Source organism: Streptomyces roseoverticillatus, from assembly GCF_000719265.1.
Lineage (GTDB): Bacteria > Actinomycetota > Actinomycetes > Streptomycetales > Streptomycetaceae > Streptomyces > Streptomyces roseoverticillatus.
Window position 1 is genome coordinate 105,080 of record NZ_JOFL01000009.1, and the last position, 16,018, is coordinate 121,097.

The 16,018-nt window shown below is 71.6% G+C and carries 13 protein-coding genes; 6 read left to right on the plus strand and 7 right to left on the minus strand.

Annotated elements, in window-relative coordinates:
- Window positions 1-5: 5 nt before the first annotated feature.
- Together IF61_RS0112785 and pepN are read right to left on the minus strand one after the other, a co-directional pair.
- On the minus strand, window positions 6-1,061 hold the full coding sequence (locus IF61_RS0112785; protein ID WP_030366457.1) for a hypothetical protein: 1,056 nt from the start codon (window positions 1,059-1,061) through the stop codon (window positions 6-8).
- 314 nt (window positions 1,062-1,375) lie between these two features.
- Complete coding sequence (gene pepN / locus IF61_RS0112790) at window positions 1,376-3,970, minus strand: aminopeptidase N (protein WP_030366458.1); 2,595 nt, start codon at window positions 3,968-3,970, stop codon at window positions 1,376-1,378.
- A gap of 115 nt (window positions 3,971-4,085) precedes the next feature.
- Here pepN and IF61_RS0112795 point away from each other — a divergent pair, with 115 nt between their 5' ends.
- Together IF61_RS0112795 and IF61_RS0112800 are read left to right on the plus strand one after the other, a co-directional pair.
- On the plus strand, window positions 4,086-4,724 hold the full coding sequence (locus IF61_RS0112795) for a DsbA family oxidoreductase (RefSeq protein WP_030366459.1): 639 nt from the start codon (window positions 4,086-4,088) through the stop codon (window positions 4,722-4,724).
- Between the two features lie 205 nt (window positions 4,725-4,929).
- On the plus strand, window positions 4,930-5,523 hold the full coding sequence (locus tag IF61_RS0112800) for a hypothetical protein (RefSeq protein WP_030366460.1): 594 nt from the start codon (window positions 4,930-4,932) through the stop codon (window positions 5,521-5,523).
- A 103-nt stretch (window positions 5,524-5,626) separates the two neighbouring features.
- Here IF61_RS0112800 and IF61_RS0112805 read toward each other — a convergent pair whose 3' ends face one another.
- The 3 genes from IF61_RS0112805 to IF61_RS0112815 form a co-directional block, all read right to left on the minus strand.
- Window positions 5,627-6,265, minus strand: coding sequence for a superoxide dismutase (locus IF61_RS0112805; RefSeq protein WP_030366461.1), 639 nt, complete (start codon window positions 6,263-6,265; stop codon window positions 5,627-5,629).
- Window positions 6,266-6,471: 206 nt separating this feature from the next.
- Window positions 6,472-7,884: an amino acid permease gene (locus tag IF61_RS0112810; RefSeq protein WP_030366462.1), complete on the minus strand. Its 1,413-nt coding sequence runs from the start codon at window positions 7,882-7,884 to the stop codon at window positions 6,472-6,474.
- A gap of 171 nt (window positions 7,885-8,055) precedes the next feature.
- Window positions 8,056-9,450 (minus strand): amino acid permease, encoded by a 1,395-nt coding sequence (locus tag IF61_RS0112815; RefSeq protein ID WP_030366463.1) that lies wholly within the window; start codon window positions 9,448-9,450, stop codon window positions 8,056-8,058.
- 294 nt (window positions 9,451-9,744) lie between these two features.
- Between IF61_RS0112815 and IF61_RS0112820 the strand changes: the two genes are divergently transcribed.
- Window positions 9,745-10,347, plus strand: a complete 603-nt coding sequence (locus IF61_RS0112820; RefSeq protein WP_030366464.1) for a biotin transporter BioY — start codon at window positions 9,745-9,747, stop codon at window positions 10,345-10,347.
- A 74-nt stretch (window positions 10,348-10,421) separates the two neighbouring features.
- Here the strand turns inward: IF61_RS0112820 and IF61_RS0112825 are convergent, their stop codons facing one another.
- The gene (locus tag IF61_RS0112825) at window positions 10,422-11,864 is read right to left on the minus strand and encodes an amino acid permease (RefSeq protein WP_107043033.1); all 1,443 of its coding nucleotides are present in this window, start codon (window positions 11,862-11,864) and stop codon (window positions 10,422-10,424) included.
- 168 nt (window positions 11,865-12,032) lie between these two features.
- Between IF61_RS0112825 and IF61_RS0112830 the strand changes: the two genes are divergently transcribed.
- A complete protein-coding gene (locus tag IF61_RS0112830) occupies window positions 12,033-12,521 on the plus strand; it encodes a ribose-5-phosphate isomerase (protein WP_030366466.1) in 489 nt (162 codons plus the stop codon).
- A 105-nt stretch (window positions 12,522-12,626) separates the two neighbouring features.
- Window positions 12,627-13,433, plus strand: a complete 807-nt coding sequence (locus IF61_RS0112835; protein WP_030366467.1) for an Fpg/Nei family DNA glycosylase — start codon at window positions 12,627-12,629, stop codon at window positions 13,431-13,433.
- A gap of 34 nt (window positions 13,434-13,467) precedes the next feature.
- Here IF61_RS0112835 and IF61_RS0112840 read toward each other — a convergent pair whose 3' ends face one another.
- Window positions 13,468-14,697, minus strand: a complete 1,230-nt coding sequence (locus IF61_RS0112840) for a GNAT family N-acetyltransferase (protein ID WP_030366468.1) — start codon at window positions 14,695-14,697, stop codon at window positions 13,468-13,470.
- A gap of 149 nt (window positions 14,698-14,846) precedes the next feature.
- On the opposite strand from IF61_RS0112840, the gene IF61_RS0112845 reads away from it, so the two are divergent.
- A complete protein-coding gene (locus tag IF61_RS0112845) occupies window positions 14,847-15,986 on the plus strand; it encodes a PP2C family protein-serine/threonine phosphatase (protein WP_030366469.1) in 1,140 nt (379 codons plus the stop codon).
- The last annotated feature ends 32 nt before the right edge of the window (window positions 15,987-16,018 follow it).

Consider the following 16,018-nt stretch of genomic DNA (forward strand, 5'->3'; position numbering starts at 1 on the left):
CGGCCTCAACGGGGCAGCACCACCAGATACGCGGCAGGGTCGCGGTCGGCCGACGCCATCAGGGCGGTACGGACCACCGCGGCCTGCTGCTGCGCGGACTCGCGCAGCTTCTTCGGCGTGACGTGCACGACCATGACCCCGAGCCGCTCCAGGTGCTCCCGCTTGCGGAACTGCGCCGACCACACCGCCTCCTCGTCCTGCCGGGGCGTCCGCGCGTCGATCTCCACGGCCACGCTGTGCTCCGGCCAGTACGCGTCCACCCGGCCCAGGTGCGGGCCGCCGGGCAGCCGCAGGTCCACGTTCCACAGCGGCGCGGGCAGCTGGTGGTCGCGCACCAGGTCGTAGAGCCGGCCCTCGGCGACGGCCCGCCCCTCCGCCAGCAGCGTGTCCACCGCGTCCACCACGTGGGCCCGCCCCAGCAGCCGCGCCCGCGTCAACTCCTTGACGACCGCCGCGGCTTCGCAGTGCCCGCCGCGCACCGCCTCCGCCAGCAGCCGGCGCACCGTGGAGGCGTCGGTCAGCTGCCCGATCGCGTCCGCGACCGCCCGCGCGACCGGCGCGACGGGCACCCCGGTCAGCAGCTGCGGCTGCGGCAGGGAGTGCGCCCGGACGATCCGTACGAAACCGGTCGCCCGCAGCCTGCGGGTGCGCGGCACGAGCACGTCGATGTGGTCGAGGGCCAGCAGCGGGGGCACGGACGTGAAGCGGTGCAGGGCCAGCGCCGCCGCCCCGGTGATCATCGCGGGGCCGTAGGGGCCGGCCGCCGCCTCCCGGGCCGCGGCGGTGGCGGTGCCCGGGCCCGGCTGGACGGGCCGGCCCTGGGCGCGCGGCACCGTGTACAGCAGGGCGGCGTGCAGCCGCTCCTCGCTGGTGGCGGGCCCCGTGCGGAGCAGGAAGACGCCGGGCAGCAGCTGCTGCCACGGCCCGCCGGGGCGGCAGCGCTCCCCGGCGGAGGGTCCGGACACGCCGTGGTCGCGCAGCTGACGTGCGGTCATGACACGGTGACGGACGTCGGAGAGGTGATGCAGGGGGCGCGGGGAGAGAGGGGTGTCGGAGTTCATGCCCGGCAGGTTCCCGCGTCCGCGGCGGGCCCTAACCCGGTGTTACAGCCCCGTCGACATTTCCGGACAACGCTGCCCTAAAGTACGGGTGTTCGACGACCGGCTCGCCTTGCGGGCCGGGGCCGGGCTCTTGGCCTTGAGCCGGGGCGGAGTTCCTTCTCGTTCCCGCCGCAGGCGGCTTCTTGTGTCCGCCGCAGTGGCGAGCAACCCAGGTCAACGCGCTCGGCGGTGCCGTACACAGCCCGGCGGGGAAATCCCCGCGCCCCGGCTGCGGGAGCACCCCGCAGCCGGACCGTACCCCGCGCGCCGCGGAGTTACTCCGCGGCGCCGTCGCACTCCTGAGCCCGCAGCGCCCGCGCAAGGTCGTCGCGCCCTTCGAGCACGAGCCGCCGCAGCGCCGCGGGCGCGTCCGCGTGCTCCGCGAGCCACGCGTCCGCCGCGCCGAGCGTGCGGGAGTCGTCCTGAAGGCTCGGGAAGAGCCCCCGCACGACGGCCATCGCGTACTCGATGGACCGCTCGCGCCAGATGCCCTCGATCACCGCGAAGTAGCGCCCGGCGTACGGCGCGAGCAGCTCCCGCTGGCCGGGCTGGTCGAAGCCCGCGATGGTGGCCTCGGCGAGGGCGTTGGAGAGCTTGTCGGAGCCGGTGACGGCCTCCCACGCCTCCTCCTTGACCGCGGCGGACGGCCGGGACGCCAGGCAGCGGACGCTGTGCCGCTCGCCGGAGGCGGTGTTGTCGCGGGCCAGCTCCGCGGCGACCGCCGCGTCGTCGGCCGCGCCCTGCCCGGCCAGCGCGGCCAGGAACGCCCAGCGCAGCTCCTGGTCCACCTCCAGCCCGTCGATCTGCGCGGAGCCGTCGAGCAGGCCGCGCAGGAGCTGCAGGTGGGAGGCGTCGCCCGCCAGCTGGGCGAAGAAGCGCGCCCACGCCAGCTGGTGGCCGCTGCCCGGTTCGGCGAGCCGCAGCTCGCGCAGCGCGCCCTCGGAGAGCTCCCGCCCGCCCTGCTCGCGCCACGCGGGCGACGCGTAGTGCACGAGGGCGGTCCGCGCCCACGCCTGCAGCATCTGCAGCACGCCGACCTCGGTCTCGGCGCCCGCGAACCGCTCCACGAGGCCGACGAAGTCGCGGGCGGGCATCAGGCCGTCGCGCGTGAGGTTCCACAGCGCCGACCAGCACAGGGCGCGCGCGAGCGGGTCCGCGACGTCGCCCAGGCGCGCGCGCAGCGTGTCCAGCGAGCCCTCGTCGAAGCGGACCTTGCAGTAGGTCAGGTCCTCGTCGTTGACCAGGATCAGCTCCGGGCGCTCGGCCCCGGCCAGGCCGGTCACGACCGTGCGCGGACCCGCGACGTCCACCTCGGTGCCGGCGTAGCGCACGAGCGCGCCGTCCGCGCCCTCGCGGCGGTAGAGGCCCACGGCCACCCGGTGCGGGCGCAGCTCGGGGTGCTCGGCCGAGGCCTCCTGCAGGATCGCGAGCTCGGTGATCCGGTCGGCGGCGTCGTACGTCGCGAGCGGCGTGAGCGAGTTGACGCCGGCGGTCTGCAGCCAGGACCGCGCCCACGCGGCCATGTCGCGGCCCGAGGTCTCCTCCAGCACCTCCAGCAGGTGCGACAGCCGGGTGTTGCCGAAGGCGTGCCGCTTGAAGTAGCGCCGGGCGCCCTCCAGGAAGGCCTCCCGCCCCGCGTAGGCGACGAGCTGCTTGAGGACCGAGGCGCCCTTGGCGTACGTGATGCCGTCGAAGTTGAGCTTGGCCTCCTCCAGGTCGTGGATGTCGGCCGTGACCGGGTGCGTGGAGGGCAGCTGGTCGGCGCGGTAGGCCCACGCCTTGCGGCGGTTGGCGAAGGTGATCCAGCCGTGGTCGAAGCGGGTCGCCTCCACCATCGAGAACGTCCCCATGAAATCGGCGAAGGACTCCTTCAGCCACAGGTCGTCCCACCACTCCATGGTGACCAGGTCGCCGAACCACATGTGCGCCATCTCGTGCAGGATGACGTTGGCCCGGCCCTCGTAGGACGTCTGCGTCACCTTGCCGCGGAAGACGAACTCCTCGCGGAAGGTCACCAGGCCCGGGTTCTCCATCGCGCCGAGGTTGTACTCGGGCACGAACGCCTGGTCGTACTTCCCGAAGGGGTACGGGTAGTCGAAGTGGTCGTGGAAGAAGTCCAGGCCCTGCTTGGTGATGGTGAAGATGTCGTCCGCGTCGAAGTGCCGGGCCAGGCCCTTGCGGCACAGCGCGCCCAGCGGGATCTCCAGGACGGTGCCGTCCGGCAGCTTGCGGCTGTAGTGGTCGCGGACCACGTGGTACGGGCCGGCGACGACCGCCGTGATGTACGTGGAGATCGGCAGCGTCTTGGCGAACCGCCAGGTGGCGGCGTCCGGTGCGACGGGCTCGGCCTCGCCCGCCTGCGCGCCGTTGCCCAGCACCGTCCAGCCTGCGGGCGCGGTCACCGAGAGGGCGAAGGGCGCCTTGAGGTCGGGCTGTTCGAAGTTCGCGAAGACGCGGCGGGCGTCGGCGGGCTCGTACTGCGTGTAGAGGTAGACCTCACCGTCCTCGGGGTCCTCGAAGCGGTGCAGGCCCTCGCCGGTCCGGCTGTACGCGCACTGCGCGTCCACGACCAGGACGTTCTCGGCGGCCAGGTCCGTGAGCGCGATCCGCGCGCCGTCGAAGACCGCGGCCGGGTCCAGCGCGCGGCCGTTCAGCGTGACGGCCGTCACGGCGGGCGCCAGCAGGTCCGCGAAGGTCGCGGCGCCGGGCTCGGAACAGCGGAAGCGCATGGTCGTCACCGACCGGAAGGTGCGGTGGTCCTGTCCCGCCCCCACCGCGGACCGCAGGTCGAGCGCCACCTCGTAGGCGTCGACCGACAGCAGCCGGGCCCGTTCGCGGGCCTCTTCGCGGGTCAGGTTCTCACCGGGCACGTCGGGACTCCCTCTGCTGGATGGTGTGTTTCGGACAACAGCGGAATCATGGCACGGGGTCTGTTTGTTGAAACGGCGAATAACTGGCCCGCCTGAGGAGATCCGCGTGACCGCTGTGGAGAACAAGACCCCCGCCGACTTCTGGTTCGACCCGTCGTGCCCGTGGGCCTGGATGACCTCGCGCTGGATGCTGGAGGTCGAGAAGGTCCGCCCGGTCGAGGTGCGCTGGCACGTGATGAGCCTGGCCGTCCTCAACGAGGACAGGCTGGACGAGATGCCGGAGGAGTACCGCGAGGCGATGCGCCCCGGCGGCCGCACCTGGGCCCCCGTACGGGTCTGCATCGCCGCCGAGCAGAAGTACGGCAACGAGGTGCTCGGCCCGCTCTACACCGCCCTCGGCACCCGCTTCCACAACCAGGGCCTGCCGCGGAACCACGAGACGATCGTGGCGGCGCTGGAAGAGGCCGGCCTGCCCGCGGAGCTCGCGGACGTCGCCCACTCGGACGCGTTCGACGGCGAGCTGCGCGCCTCCCACGCCGAGGGCATCTCGAAGGTCGGCCAGGACGTCGGCACGCCCGTGATCGCGGTGCCGGGCGCGGACGGCGAGCAGATCGCCTTCTTCGGCCCGGTCGTCACCCCGGCCCCCAAGGGCGAGGCCGCGGCGCGGCTGTGGGACGGCACGCTGCTGGTGGCGTCGACGCCGGGCTTCTACGAGATCAAGCGGACCCGCACAAGTGGCCCGGTCTTCGACTAGTACCGATTGCGGTGGTCGTGTGTGCCGCCGGACCCTCGCCACGGTGGCTGCTCGCCGTTGCGGCGGGCATTCTTTTCCGCCGCAACGGCGAGAAACCAGCGTGTGCCCGTCCGGCGGTGCTGAACCGAGCCGCAGCGCCGGCAGTGATCCGCCGGGAAGGCCCGGCCGACGGGCGCACACGCCCCGCCTCCCTTAATGTCCCGGTATGGGTCAGACCGATCTCACCCCGCCACTGGGCTTCGACGGCGGCCGCGCGGAAGCGGACCCGCCGGCCGCAGGCCACTTCGCCGAGCAGGCCGTACGCCCGTACGACCTGCTGCTGCGAGCCGGCTGCCAGGCCCTCGTCCCGCTGCGGTCCGCACTCGGCCTGCGCCGGGCGGCCGGGGCCCTGGGGCACTACCTGCGCGGTACCGGCGCCCCGTACCGCGTGGACGCGGACGCCCTGCTCGCCCTTCCGGCCGTGCGCTCCGCGGCCGGGGAGCAGCTGGACCGCTGGCGCGCCGAGGCGCTGGAGCAGTGGCGCGGCGGCCCCCGCACGGCCGCCGCGTACCCCGCGGACAGCGGCTGGCGCGAGGTGGCGCTGCCCCGGGCGTGGGGGAGCGCGGACTGGCGGCTGGCGCTGCGCGCGTTCGCGTACCGGCTGACGGGCACGGTCCGGGTCGCCGCCGACGGCACGGCCTCGGCCGACTACCGCTTCGCGGTGCTCACGTGCTGGGACGCGGGGCGGTTCGCCCGGCTGCACGACGTGGGTCTCGCGAAGGGGTTCACGGTGACGGGCGAGGCCTTCGGCCACGCGTGAGCCGGAAACGAGCAGGCCCCCGCAGTGCGGGGGCCTGCTCCGCCTGCCACGTGAAGGGTGAGAAGACGATCACGAGCAGGACACCGGGGAAATCCGTGCGGAATTACGGAACCAGCAGCAGGTTGCCGCGCTGCTTGGCGGCCTCGAAGCGCCGGGCCACGTCCTGCCAGTTGACGACGGCCCACATGGCGTCGATGAAGTCGACCTTCTGGTTCTTGTACTGCAGGTAGAAGGCGTGCTCCCAGGCGTCGAAGACCAGGATCGGGACCGAGCCCTGGCCGACGTTGCCCTGGTGGTCGTAGACCTGCTCGACGATCAGCTTGCCGCTGATCGGCTCGTAGGCGAGGACGCCCCAGCCGGAGCCCTGCGTGGTCGCGGAGGCCTTGGTCAGCTGGGCCTTGAACTTGGCGAAGGAGCCGAAGGACTCGGCGATGGCGTCCGCGAGCTCGCCCACGCCGTCCTTGTCCAGGGGCTCGCCGCCGCCGTCGCCGGTCATGTTCTGCCAGTAGATGCTGTGCAGGATGTGGCCGGAGAGGTGGAACGCGAGGTTCTTCTCCAGGCCGTTGATGGCACCCCACTGGTCCTTGTCACGGGCCTCGGCGAGCTGCTCCAGGGTGTCGTTCGCGCCCTTGACGTACGCCGCGTGGTGCTTGTCGTGGTGCAGCTCGATGATCTTCGCGTCGATCGTCGGCTGCAGCGCAGCGTAATCGTAGGGGAGTTCAGGAAGTGTGTAGATGGCCATGCCGAGCCCTCCGACTTATTGCAATTAACTTGCAAGTGGACGTTACCAGCAAGAGCATCTGACATGCCGTAAGGGGGCCGATAACCCGGTGGATCTCCGACTAAAGACCGAGGCGGGCTAGGTCCTGAAGATCAGGACCCAGCCCGCCTCGTGGGGGGTGTGGTGGTGGCTTCGGCGGTGGCCGGAAAGCGGCGTGACCGCCGCGGTCAGTGCTTCGCGGCCGTCACGCGCTGTCGCAGGTAGCCGACGAGGGCGAGGGCGACGGTGAGCCCGGCCGTGAAGTACAGCTGTACGCGGGTGTCCTCCTCGCGCAGCATCAGGGCGAGGACGCCCACGATTCCGGCCAGGGCCGCCCAGGTCAGCGCCGGGAAGAGCCACATCTTCACGACGAGCTTCTCCGGCTCCGTGCGCTCCAGCCGGCGGCGCATCCGCAGCTGGGTGACGGCGATGAAGCCCCACACCACGAGCACCGCGGCGCCCGTCATGTACAGCAGCCACTTGAAGACGGTGTCCGGCCACCAGTAGCTGAGCAGGACGGCGACGAAGCCGAAGGCGGAGGAGGCGATCACGGTCAGCCGCGGCACGCCGCCCGTGACCTTGGCCAGGAAGCGCGGGCCCTCGCCGCGCATGACCAGGGAGTGCGACATCCGGGAGGCGCCGTAGATGTTGGCGTTCATCGCGGAGAGCAGGGCGATCAGGACGATCACGTTCATGATCTGCCCGGCGGCCGGGATGTCGAGGTACTTGAGCACCGCCACGTACGGGCCGTCCGTCAGGAGCGACTTGTCGTTCCAGGGCAGGACGGTGACGACGACCAGCATCGAGCCGACGTAGAAGAGGGCGATCCGCCACATCGCCGTGCGGACGGCCTGGGCGACGCCCTTGACCGGCTGCTCGGACTCGGCGGCCGCGATCGTGACCGTCTCCAGGCCGCCGTACGCGAAGACCGACGCGAGCAGGCCCACGACCAGGCCGTTGGCGCCGTTGGGTATGAAGCCGCCGTGGCCGGTGAGGTTGTCGGCGCCCGGAGCCGAGGTGCCCGGCAGCACGCCGCAGATGGCGAGGACGCCGAGGACGAGGAAGACGCCGATCGCGGCGACCTTCAGCGTCGCGAACCAGAACTCGAACTCGCCGAAGTTGCTGACCGCCGCGAGGTTCGTCCCGCAGAAGACGGCCATGAAGATCAGCACCCACATCCACGAGGCCGTGGAGGGGAACCAGGACTGCATGATGTGCGCGGCGCCGATCGCCTCGACGGCTATGCCCACGCACAGCTCGACCCAGAACATCCAGCCGGCGGTGAAGCCGGCCCAGGGGCCGATCGCCTTCTCGGCGTGCACGGAGAAGGTGCCCGAGGCCGGGTTGGCCGCGGCCATCTCGCCCAGCATCCGCATCACGAGCATCACGAGCAGCCCGGAGGCCGCGTACGCGAGCACGATCGCCGGACCGGCCGCGGCGATGCCCGCGCCGGAACCGACGAAGAGGCCGGCCCCGATGACCCCGCCGAGGGCGATCATCGACAGGTGGCGCTGCTTGAGGCCGTGCGACAGATCCGTGCCGCCCGGCGCCTGGCCATTGACCGCGCGCTCGGGCGCGGAGGTCGCAGAAGTCCGAGTCATGGTCGTGTGTGTCCCGTGGGGTGAGAGCGGAAAAGTTGCCTCAGTGTGGGGGTCATGTTCGCCCAGGACAACACCTGTGACAGAGCTGTCCGATATTCAGACGCAGGTATGACTGTGCGTGCCTGACATCTCGCCAGAAGGCGATGGAATCGAGCCGACCCGGCGGGCCGGTCAGGCCGCGCGGCGCAGCCGGAGCTCGCGCACCCAGGCCACCACGAGCACGGCGCCGGTCGCCGCCGCCGACCACAGCAGCTGCGGGCGGGCCCCCTCGTCGGTGATCATCAGCACCAGCACGCCGGCCATCCCGGCCAGAGCGACCCAGGTCAGATAGGGGAAGGCCCACATCTTCAGGGCGAGCCGCTCCGGCATCTCGCGCTCGATGCGGCGCCGCAGCCGCAGCTGCGAGACGGCGATCAGGCCCCAGACGAAGAGCAGTACCGCACCCACGGCATTCAGCAAGTACCGGAAGATCGAATCCGGCCACTCCAGATTGAGTATCACCGAGGCGAAACCGAACGCGACCGACGCCAGCACGGCCCGGCGCGGCACCCCGCCGCCCGACACCTTCAGCAGCCCCTTGGGTGCCTCGCCGCGCTCGGCGAGCGAGAAGACCATCCGCGACGAGCCGTAGAGGTTGGCGTTGAGCGCGGACAGCAGGGCCACGAAGACCACGATGTTCATGATCTGGCCGGCGGCCGGGATGCCGACGTGGTCGAGCACGGCCACGTACGGGCTCTTGCCCGGCTGCATCGACGACCACGGCAGGAGGGTGACGATGACGAGCATCGAGCCCACGTAGAAGAAGAGGATGCGCCACACGGCGCTGCGCACCGCACGGCCCACCGCGCGCGCCGGGTCGTCGGACTCGGCCGCGGCGATCGTGACGACCTCCAGGCCGCCGAAGGCGAAGACGACCGCGAGGACGCCGGAGACGACACCGCTCACGCCGTTCGGCAGGAAGCCGCCCTGACCCGTGAGGTTGGAGAAGCCCACCGCCTCGGTGTCCGGCAGCACGCCGAAGATCGCCAGCAGGCTCAGCGCCAGGAAGAGGACGATCGCCCCGACCTTGAGCGCGGCGAACCAGAACTCGAACTCGCCGAAGTTCTTCACCGCGGAGAGGTTGGCGGCCGTGAAGACCACCATGAAGATCAGCACCCAGGCCCACTGCGGGACGCCCGGCACCCAGCCGTTCGCGATCTGGGCCGCGCCCGTCGCCTCCACGGCCAGCACGACCACCAGCAGGAACCAGTACAGCCAGCCGACCGTGAAGCCGGCCCAGCGCCCCAGCGCCCGCTCCGCGTGCACCGAGAACGCGCCCGAGGCGGGCATCGCCGAGGACATCTCGCCGAGCATCCGCATCACCAGCATCGCGAGCGCGCCCGCGATCAGGTACGAAATGATGATGCCCGGGCCCGCGACGGCGATGCCGGCACCGGAGCCCACGAACAGGCCGGCGCCGATGACGCCGCCCAGTCCGAGCATCGTCAGATGACGCTGCTTGAGCCCGGCCGACAGGGGTTCTTTCTCGGCCGCGAGGGAATCGGCGGCGGGGGGTGCGTCGTGCATGGGCTTCGTACTCTCGGATCCGCGCGAAAAGCGCTGAGGATCTTCACGCAGGCGCAAAGAGCAGGCGCAAAGAGGTATAGGTGACTCCACATTCTCCCGAGGAGGCGCTCCGAGCCAAGCCTCAAGGGAATCCAGTGACGAGCATCACGCGTAATTCCGTCTGCCGAGGGAACCGCGCTGGGAAGTCTCCAAGCGGAACGGCCCGCCTTTGTCATTGCCGCGCGCTGTCCGCCCGAGACCACTCGGCTAACGTCACAAAGTCACTTGTCCCCACCACTTATCTGCGGAGTAACGATGGCCACCGCCGCTGCCTCTGTTCCCCGGACCGGTACGGTCCTCGCCGATCTGCTCCCTGCGTCCACCGCCGGGCGCGCCCGTGTGCGCGACGCGGCCCTGATCCTCGGTGGAGCCGCCCTCACCGGCCTCGCGGCGCAGATCGCCGTCCCCGTGCCCGGCTCCCCGGTCCCGGTCAGCGGCCAGACCTTCGCGGTCCTCCTGGTCGGCACCGCCCTCGGCGCCCGCCGCGGCTTCCTCTCCCTCGCCCTGTACGCCGTCGCGGGCGTCGCGGGCATGCCGTGGTTCGCCGAGGCCCGCTCCGGCGCCGCCTTCCCGTCCTTCGGCTACGTCCTGGGCATGCTGCTCGCCGCGACCGTCGTCGGCGCCCTCGCCCGCCGCGGCGCCGACCGCTCCGCCCTGCGCACCGCGGGCACGATGGCCCTCGGCTCGGCGATCATCTACGCCGTCGGCGTGCCGTACCTGGCCCTGTCCGTGCACCTGTCCTTCGCGGACGCCGTGGCGGCCGGTCTGACGCCGTTCCTCATCGGCGACGTCCTGAAGGCGACGCTGGCGATGGGCGCGCTGCCCACCGCGTGGAAGCTTCTGGGACGCCGGGGCTGACCGCTCTGCTCTGCAAACCGCGACGGGCTCGCGCCCCCGAAAGGGGGCGCGAGCCCGTCGCGGTTTTCGGGTTTTCAGCGCCCGGCGCTCACACGATGCTTGCGGTCCAGCACCAGGCCGATCGCCAGGACGACCGCGCCCACCAGGACGGAGGCGAGCACCGTCTCCCGGTTGTCACCGCCGGTGTAGAGCATGTAGCCCAGCACGAAGGTGATCATGCCGATCGTGGCCCACGTCAGGTACGGGAAGAGCCACATCTTCACCGTCAGCTTCTCCGGCATCTCCCGCAGGATGATCCCGCGCATCTTCAGCTGGGTGAAGCAGATCACCAGCCAGACGAAGAGGGCGACCGCACCGGAGGAGTTCAGCAGGAACTTGAAGACGGTGTCGGGCCACACGTAGTTGAAGAGGACCGACACGAAGCCGAAGACGACCGAGGCGAGGATCGCGACCTGCGGGACGCCCCGCTTGCTGACCGTGGCGAACGCCTTCGGCGCGTCGCCGCGCTGACCCAGCGAGAAGGCCATGCGGGAGGCCGTGTAGAGGCCCGAGTTCAGGCAGGAGAGGACGGCGGTCAGCACGATGACGTTCATGACCTGGCCGGCGTGCGGGATGCCGATCGAGTCGAGCGCCGCGACGTAGCTGCCCTTCTCCGCGATCTCCTTGCTGTCCCACGGGAGCAGGCTGACCACGACGAAGATCGAGCCGAGGTAGAAGACGCCGATGCGCCAGATGACGCTGTTGGTGGCCTGGCGGACCGCGCGCTGCGGGTCCTCGGACTCACCGGCGGCCAGCGTGACGATCTCGCTGCCCATGAAGGAGAAGACGACCATCAGCACACCGGTGAGGATCGCTCCCGCACCGTTGGGCAGGAAGCCGCCGTGCGCGGTGAGGTTGTCCAGCCCGGAGCCCGGGTTGTCCGAGCCCGGCAGCACACCGAAGACGGCCAGCAGACCGAGGACCACGAAGCCGGCGATCGCGACGACCTTGATGCCGGCGAACCAGAACTCGAACTCGCCGTACGAGCTGACCGAGGCGAGGTTGGTCGCCGTCAGCACGATCATGACGAGCAGGGCCCAGGTCCACTGCGGGACGCCCGGTATCCAGCCGTTGAGGATCTTGGCTCCCGCGGTCGCCTCGACCGCCTGCACCACGACCCAGAAGAACCAGTACAGCCAGCCGATGGTGAAGCCGGCCCAGCGGCCCAGCGCACGGTCCGCGTAGGCGGAGAACGACCCGGAGGTCGGGTTGGCCGCGGCCATCTCACCGAGCATCCGCATCACGAAGACGACGAGCGTGCCGACGAGGGCGTAGGAGATGAGGATGCCGGGGCCGGCGGCGGCGATGCCGGAGGACGAACCCACGAAGAGGCCCGCTCCGATGACACCGCCAATGGCGATCATGGACAGGTGGCGGTTCTTGAGTCCGGCCTTCAGGCCGTCCCCGCCCGCCTCCGGGGCGTTGCCGGGATCGCCGGTCGTCGACCCCTTCGTCATGGTCGGCGGTGTCGCGCTCATGTGCACGTTCCTTCGGGTTGTTCCTTAGGTTCTCGGGTTACGAGTGACCGCATTAGAACTTTTCGAAGGCGACTTTAGGAAGACCCGAATCCAATTCGTTGTGTTCACTCAGCGTTACCTCCCACCTGCTGGCCGATCGGCGGCCCGGGACGTGCCACACTCGGACGCATGCGCGTGTACCTCGGCTCCGACCATGCCGGCTACGAACTCAAGAACCACCTCGTCGAGTGGCTCAAGGCCCACGGCCACGAGCCCGTGGACTGCGGTCCCCACATCTACGACGCCCAGGACGACTACCCGCCGTTCTGCCTCCGCGCCGCGGAGCGGACCGCCGCCGACGCCGGCAGCCTCGGCATCGTGATCGGCGGCTCCGGCAACGGCGAGCAGATCGCCGCGAACAAGGTCAAGGGCGTCCGGGCCGCCCTCGCCTGGAGCGAGCAGACGGCCGCGCTCGGCCGCGAGCACAACAACGCCAACGTCATCAGCATCGGCGGCCGCATGCACACCGAGGAAGAGGCGACGAAGTTCGTCGAGATCTTCCTGGCCACGCCGTACTCGGGTGAGGAGCGGCACACCCGCCGCATCGAGATGCTGGCGCGCTACGAGGAGACGGGCGAGCTCCCGCCGATCCCGGCGCACCACCCGCAGGAAGGCTGACCCTTTTGTCCTTAATCGCCGGGCAAGCTGAATATTCGGCCTGTCCGGCGATTGAGGGCGCCGCGCGCAGCGCGGTCACACGGAAAGCGCACAGGAGACACCGCCGTGCCTGAAGGGCATACCATCCATCGCCTCGCGGCGGACCACAACCACGCCTTCGCGGGGCGCGCGGTCCGGGCGACCAGCCCCCAGGGCAAGTTCTCCGACGGCGCCGCCCTCGTCGACGGCCGCGTCCTCGAAACCGCCGAAGCCCACGGCAAGCACCTCTTCCTCGGCTTCGGCGACGACTGGGTCCACATCCACCTGGGTCTCTTCGGGAAGTACGCCTTCGGCGCAGGCCCCGTGCCGCCGCCGACCGAGACCGTCCGCCTGCGCCTGGCGAACCCCGACTCGTACGCGGACCTCCGCGGCCCCACCACCTGCGCCCTGATCACCGGCGCCGAGAAGCAGGCGATACACGACCGGCTCGGCCCGGACCCGCTGCGCCCCGGCGACGACCCCGGCAAGGCCTGGCAGCGCGTCTCCCGCAGCCGCACCAGCGTCGCCGCCCTGCTCATGGACCAGAAGGTCGTGGCGGGCGTCGGCAACGTCTACCGCGCCGAGGTCCTCTTCCGGCACGGCATCGACCCGTACCGCCCCGGCCGCGACCTCACCCGCTCCGAGTGGGACGGCATGTGGGCCGACCTGGCCGCCCTGATGCGCGAGGGCGTGCGCAACAACAGGATCGACACCGTGCGGCCCGAGCACACCCCGGAGGCCATGGGCCGCCCGCCGCGCGTCGACGACCACGGCGGCGAGGTGTACGTCTACCGCCGGGCCGCCATGCCCTGCCACGTCTGCGGCGGGGAGATCCGCACGGCCGGCCTGGCCGCCCGCAACCTCTTCTGGTGCCCGGGCTGCCAGCAGCGCTGACAGCCCGTCACCCGTACCGGCGGCTGCCGGGTGCTCAGAAGCCGTGCGGCAGCCACGGCGCCACGTCGCTGCCGAACGCCGTCGCCGCCTCCTCCAGCGCGCCCTCGCGCAGCTCCCGCACCCGGCCCGCCCCCGCGAGCGCGGCCAGGGACACCCCGCCCAGATAGGCCGAGCCCAGCTCCCGTACGGACAGGGCCAGGTCGGCCGCGTCCTCGGTGCGCTCGCAGGACGCGCCCTTCCGGTCGCCCGTCAGCCGCCACCGCCCCGCGTTCCAGGGGCAGAAGTCGTCGGCGACCTCCAGCACCACGTCCACCGCGCTGCGGTACGTCCGCGCGGCGAGCGCCGCCCCCACGTCGACCAGCCGCACGTGCAGCGAGTCCTTGACCCGCGCCTCGCACCGCCGCACGTCGCTGACCAGGTGCAGCAGCGGATCGTCCACGGGCCGGTTGTGGGCGGAGACGTACGACGTCAGGTCGATCTCCGTCAGATAGCGCCACAGCGCGGCGTACGCGGCCGGGGTCTGCGCCTCCGCGTCGCGCAGCAGCACCGTGCCGTTCGCGCCCGAGTCGGACCAGTCCGGGCGCACCGCGTACCGCGCGTACCCCACCGTCCGCCCGTCCTCCTCGGCGAGCACGCACTTCAGCGGCGACGCGCCCTCGCGGCCGGCCGCCGGGTCCAGCACCGGCAGGGCCTCCCAGCCGGGCTGCCGCGCGAGCATCCCCGGGCGGGCGGCTACCCGGCGTGCGTAGACCGCCTCGCAGGCGTCGCGTGCTTCAGCGGGCTCCGACAAGCGCAGCCGCACCCCCTCCGTGCCCGGCGGGACGGACAGCCGCACCCGGGCCGTATCGATACGGACGCTCAGCGAGTGGGTCGCGATGCCGTAGCCGAACCGCCCGTAGATGTCCGGCTCGGAGGCCGTCAGGACGGCCAGCGGCTCACCCCAGGCCCGCACGTCGTCCAGCTGCCGCCGCATCATCCGCCGCAACAGGCCCCGCCTGCGGTGCGTCGGCCGCACGGACACCATCGTCACCCCGGCGGCGGGAACCCGCTCCCCGCCCGGGACCGTGATCCGGAACGCGAACGCCCCGGTCGTACCCACCGTCTCCCCGCCGTCCCAGACCCCGATCGACCGGTCGAAGCCGGTCAGCTCACGCCACAGGGCGACTTCCTCGGGGGACTCGGGGACACCGCCGAACGCCAGCTCCAGGCTGGCGTACCACGTGTCGAATTCCGCATCGTGCAGGACCCGCAACTCCGTCGTCATGCCCCCATCCCTAGCAGCGATCCCGCCCCGCACGCGAAGGAATTTCACATAAGGGGCCGACCTCTCCGCACGGGACGTACCGCACCCCGGCCGTGTCGGCGCGGCGTGAGTCGACGCACCGCCGAATGGGTGGATAAGGTCACGATGCAATGACTGGCGGTGCGGAGACCCCGACGGCACGGATGCGCAAAGCATGGCACCGGGCCCGCACAAGCGTGCGCAAAGCCGGGGTGGACTACTTCCGCGGCGACGGCTCCGACTGGATCGCGCTGGCGGCCCTCCTCCTCACGGTCCCCGCGCTCGCCCTCACCACCATCGCGCTGCCCGCCTGGTGCGTGCCCACCGCCCTCGTCCTGCCCATCGTCGCCGGCGGTCTGCTGCTGCGCCCCGCCAGCCTGCTCGCCCTCTACGGCGCTTCCGCCGTGGCCCTCATCGCCGAGGCCGGCGTGCTGAACGCCGAGGCCTCCGGCGACGGCGTCCGCGTCACGCCCGGCACGATCCTCGTCGTCGCGGCCGTCGGCTTCCTCGGGCTGCTCATCGCCCAGTTCCGCAGCCGTGTCGGCGTGCCCTGGCGGCGCGGCGGCACCATGCTCTTCGACCTGCGTGAACGCATCCGCGTCCAGAGCAAGCTGCCGAAGCTGCCGCGCGGCTGGCACCGCGAGATGGCGCTCCGCCCGGCCGGCGGCCAGTCCTTCTCGGGTGACTTCGTCGTCGCGGCCCGCACGAACGGCGGCCGCACCCTGGAAGTCGTCCTCACGGACGTCTCCGGCAAGGGCATGGACGCCGCCTCGCGCGCCCTGCTGCTCTCCGGCGCCTTCGGCGGCCTCCTCGGCTCCCTGCCGCCCCACGCCTTCCTGCCCGCCGCCAACGGCTACCTGCTCCGCCAGGACTGGGACGAGGGCTTCGCCACCTCCGTGCACCTCGTCCTCGACCTCGACAGCGGCGACTACGAGATGTTCTCCGCGGGCCACCTCCCCGGCCTCCAGCTCAGCGCCGGCACCGGCCGCTGGGAGGAGAAGGCCGCGGAAGGCCCGCTCCTGGGCGTCTACGACGGAGCCCAGTTCGACCCCATAAAGGGCACCCTGCGGCCGGGCGACGTCCTGATGCTCTTCACCGACGGCCTAGTCGAGACCGCCGAGCGCGACCTCACCGAAGGCATGGACCGCCTCACCGGCGAGGCCGACCGCTACGTCTCGGCCGGCTTCCAGGGCGCGGCCTGGCACCTCATCGAGGCCGTCGCCAAGGACGTCAACGACGACCGCGCCCTGCTGCTGATCTGCCGGCACTGAACCCGGTGCCGGACCCCGGCACCGCACCACGG

What these genes read in the sequence shown, in the direction of transcription:
- IF61_RS0112785 (WP_030366457.1), bottom strand. Translation starts at nt 1,061, where the DNA reads ATGAACTCCGACACCCCTCTCTCCCCGCGCCCCCTGCATCACCTCTCC.
- IF61_RS0112800 (WP_030366460.1), top strand. Translation starts at nt 4,930, where the DNA reads ATGGGTCAGACCGATCTCACCCCGCCACTGGGCTTCGACGGCGGCCGC.
- IF61_RS0112805 (WP_030366461.1), bottom strand. Translation starts at nt 6,265, where the DNA reads ATGGCCATCTACACACTTCCTGAACTCCCCTACGATTACGCTGCGCTG.
- IF61_RS0112810 (WP_030366462.1), bottom strand. Translation starts at nt 7,884, where the DNA reads ATGACTCGGACTTCTGCGACCTCCGCGCCCGAGCGCGCGGTCAATGGC.
- IF61_RS0112815 (WP_030366463.1), bottom strand. Translation starts at nt 9,450, where the DNA reads ATGCACGACGCACCCCCCGCCGCCGATTCCCTCGCGGCCGAGAAAGAA.
- IF61_RS0112820 (WP_030366464.1), top strand. Translation starts at nt 9,745, where the DNA reads ATGGCCACCGCCGCTGCCTCTGTTCCCCGGACCGGTACGGTCCTCGCC.
- IF61_RS0112825 (WP_107043033.1), bottom strand. Translation starts at nt 11,864, where the DNA reads ATGAGCGCGACACCGCCGACCATGACGAAGGGGTCGACGACCGGCGAT.
- IF61_RS0112830 (WP_030366466.1), top strand. Translation starts at nt 12,033, where the DNA reads ATGCGCGTGTACCTCGGCTCCGACCATGCCGGCTACGAACTCAAGAAC.
- IF61_RS0112840 (WP_030366468.1), bottom strand. Translation starts at nt 14,697, where the DNA reads ATGACGACGGAGTTGCGGGTCCTGCACGATGCGGAATTCGACACGTGG.
- IF61_RS0112845 (WP_030366469.1), top strand. Translation starts at nt 14,847, where the DNA reads ATGACTGGCGGTGCGGAGACCCCGACGGCACGGATGCGCAAAGCATGG.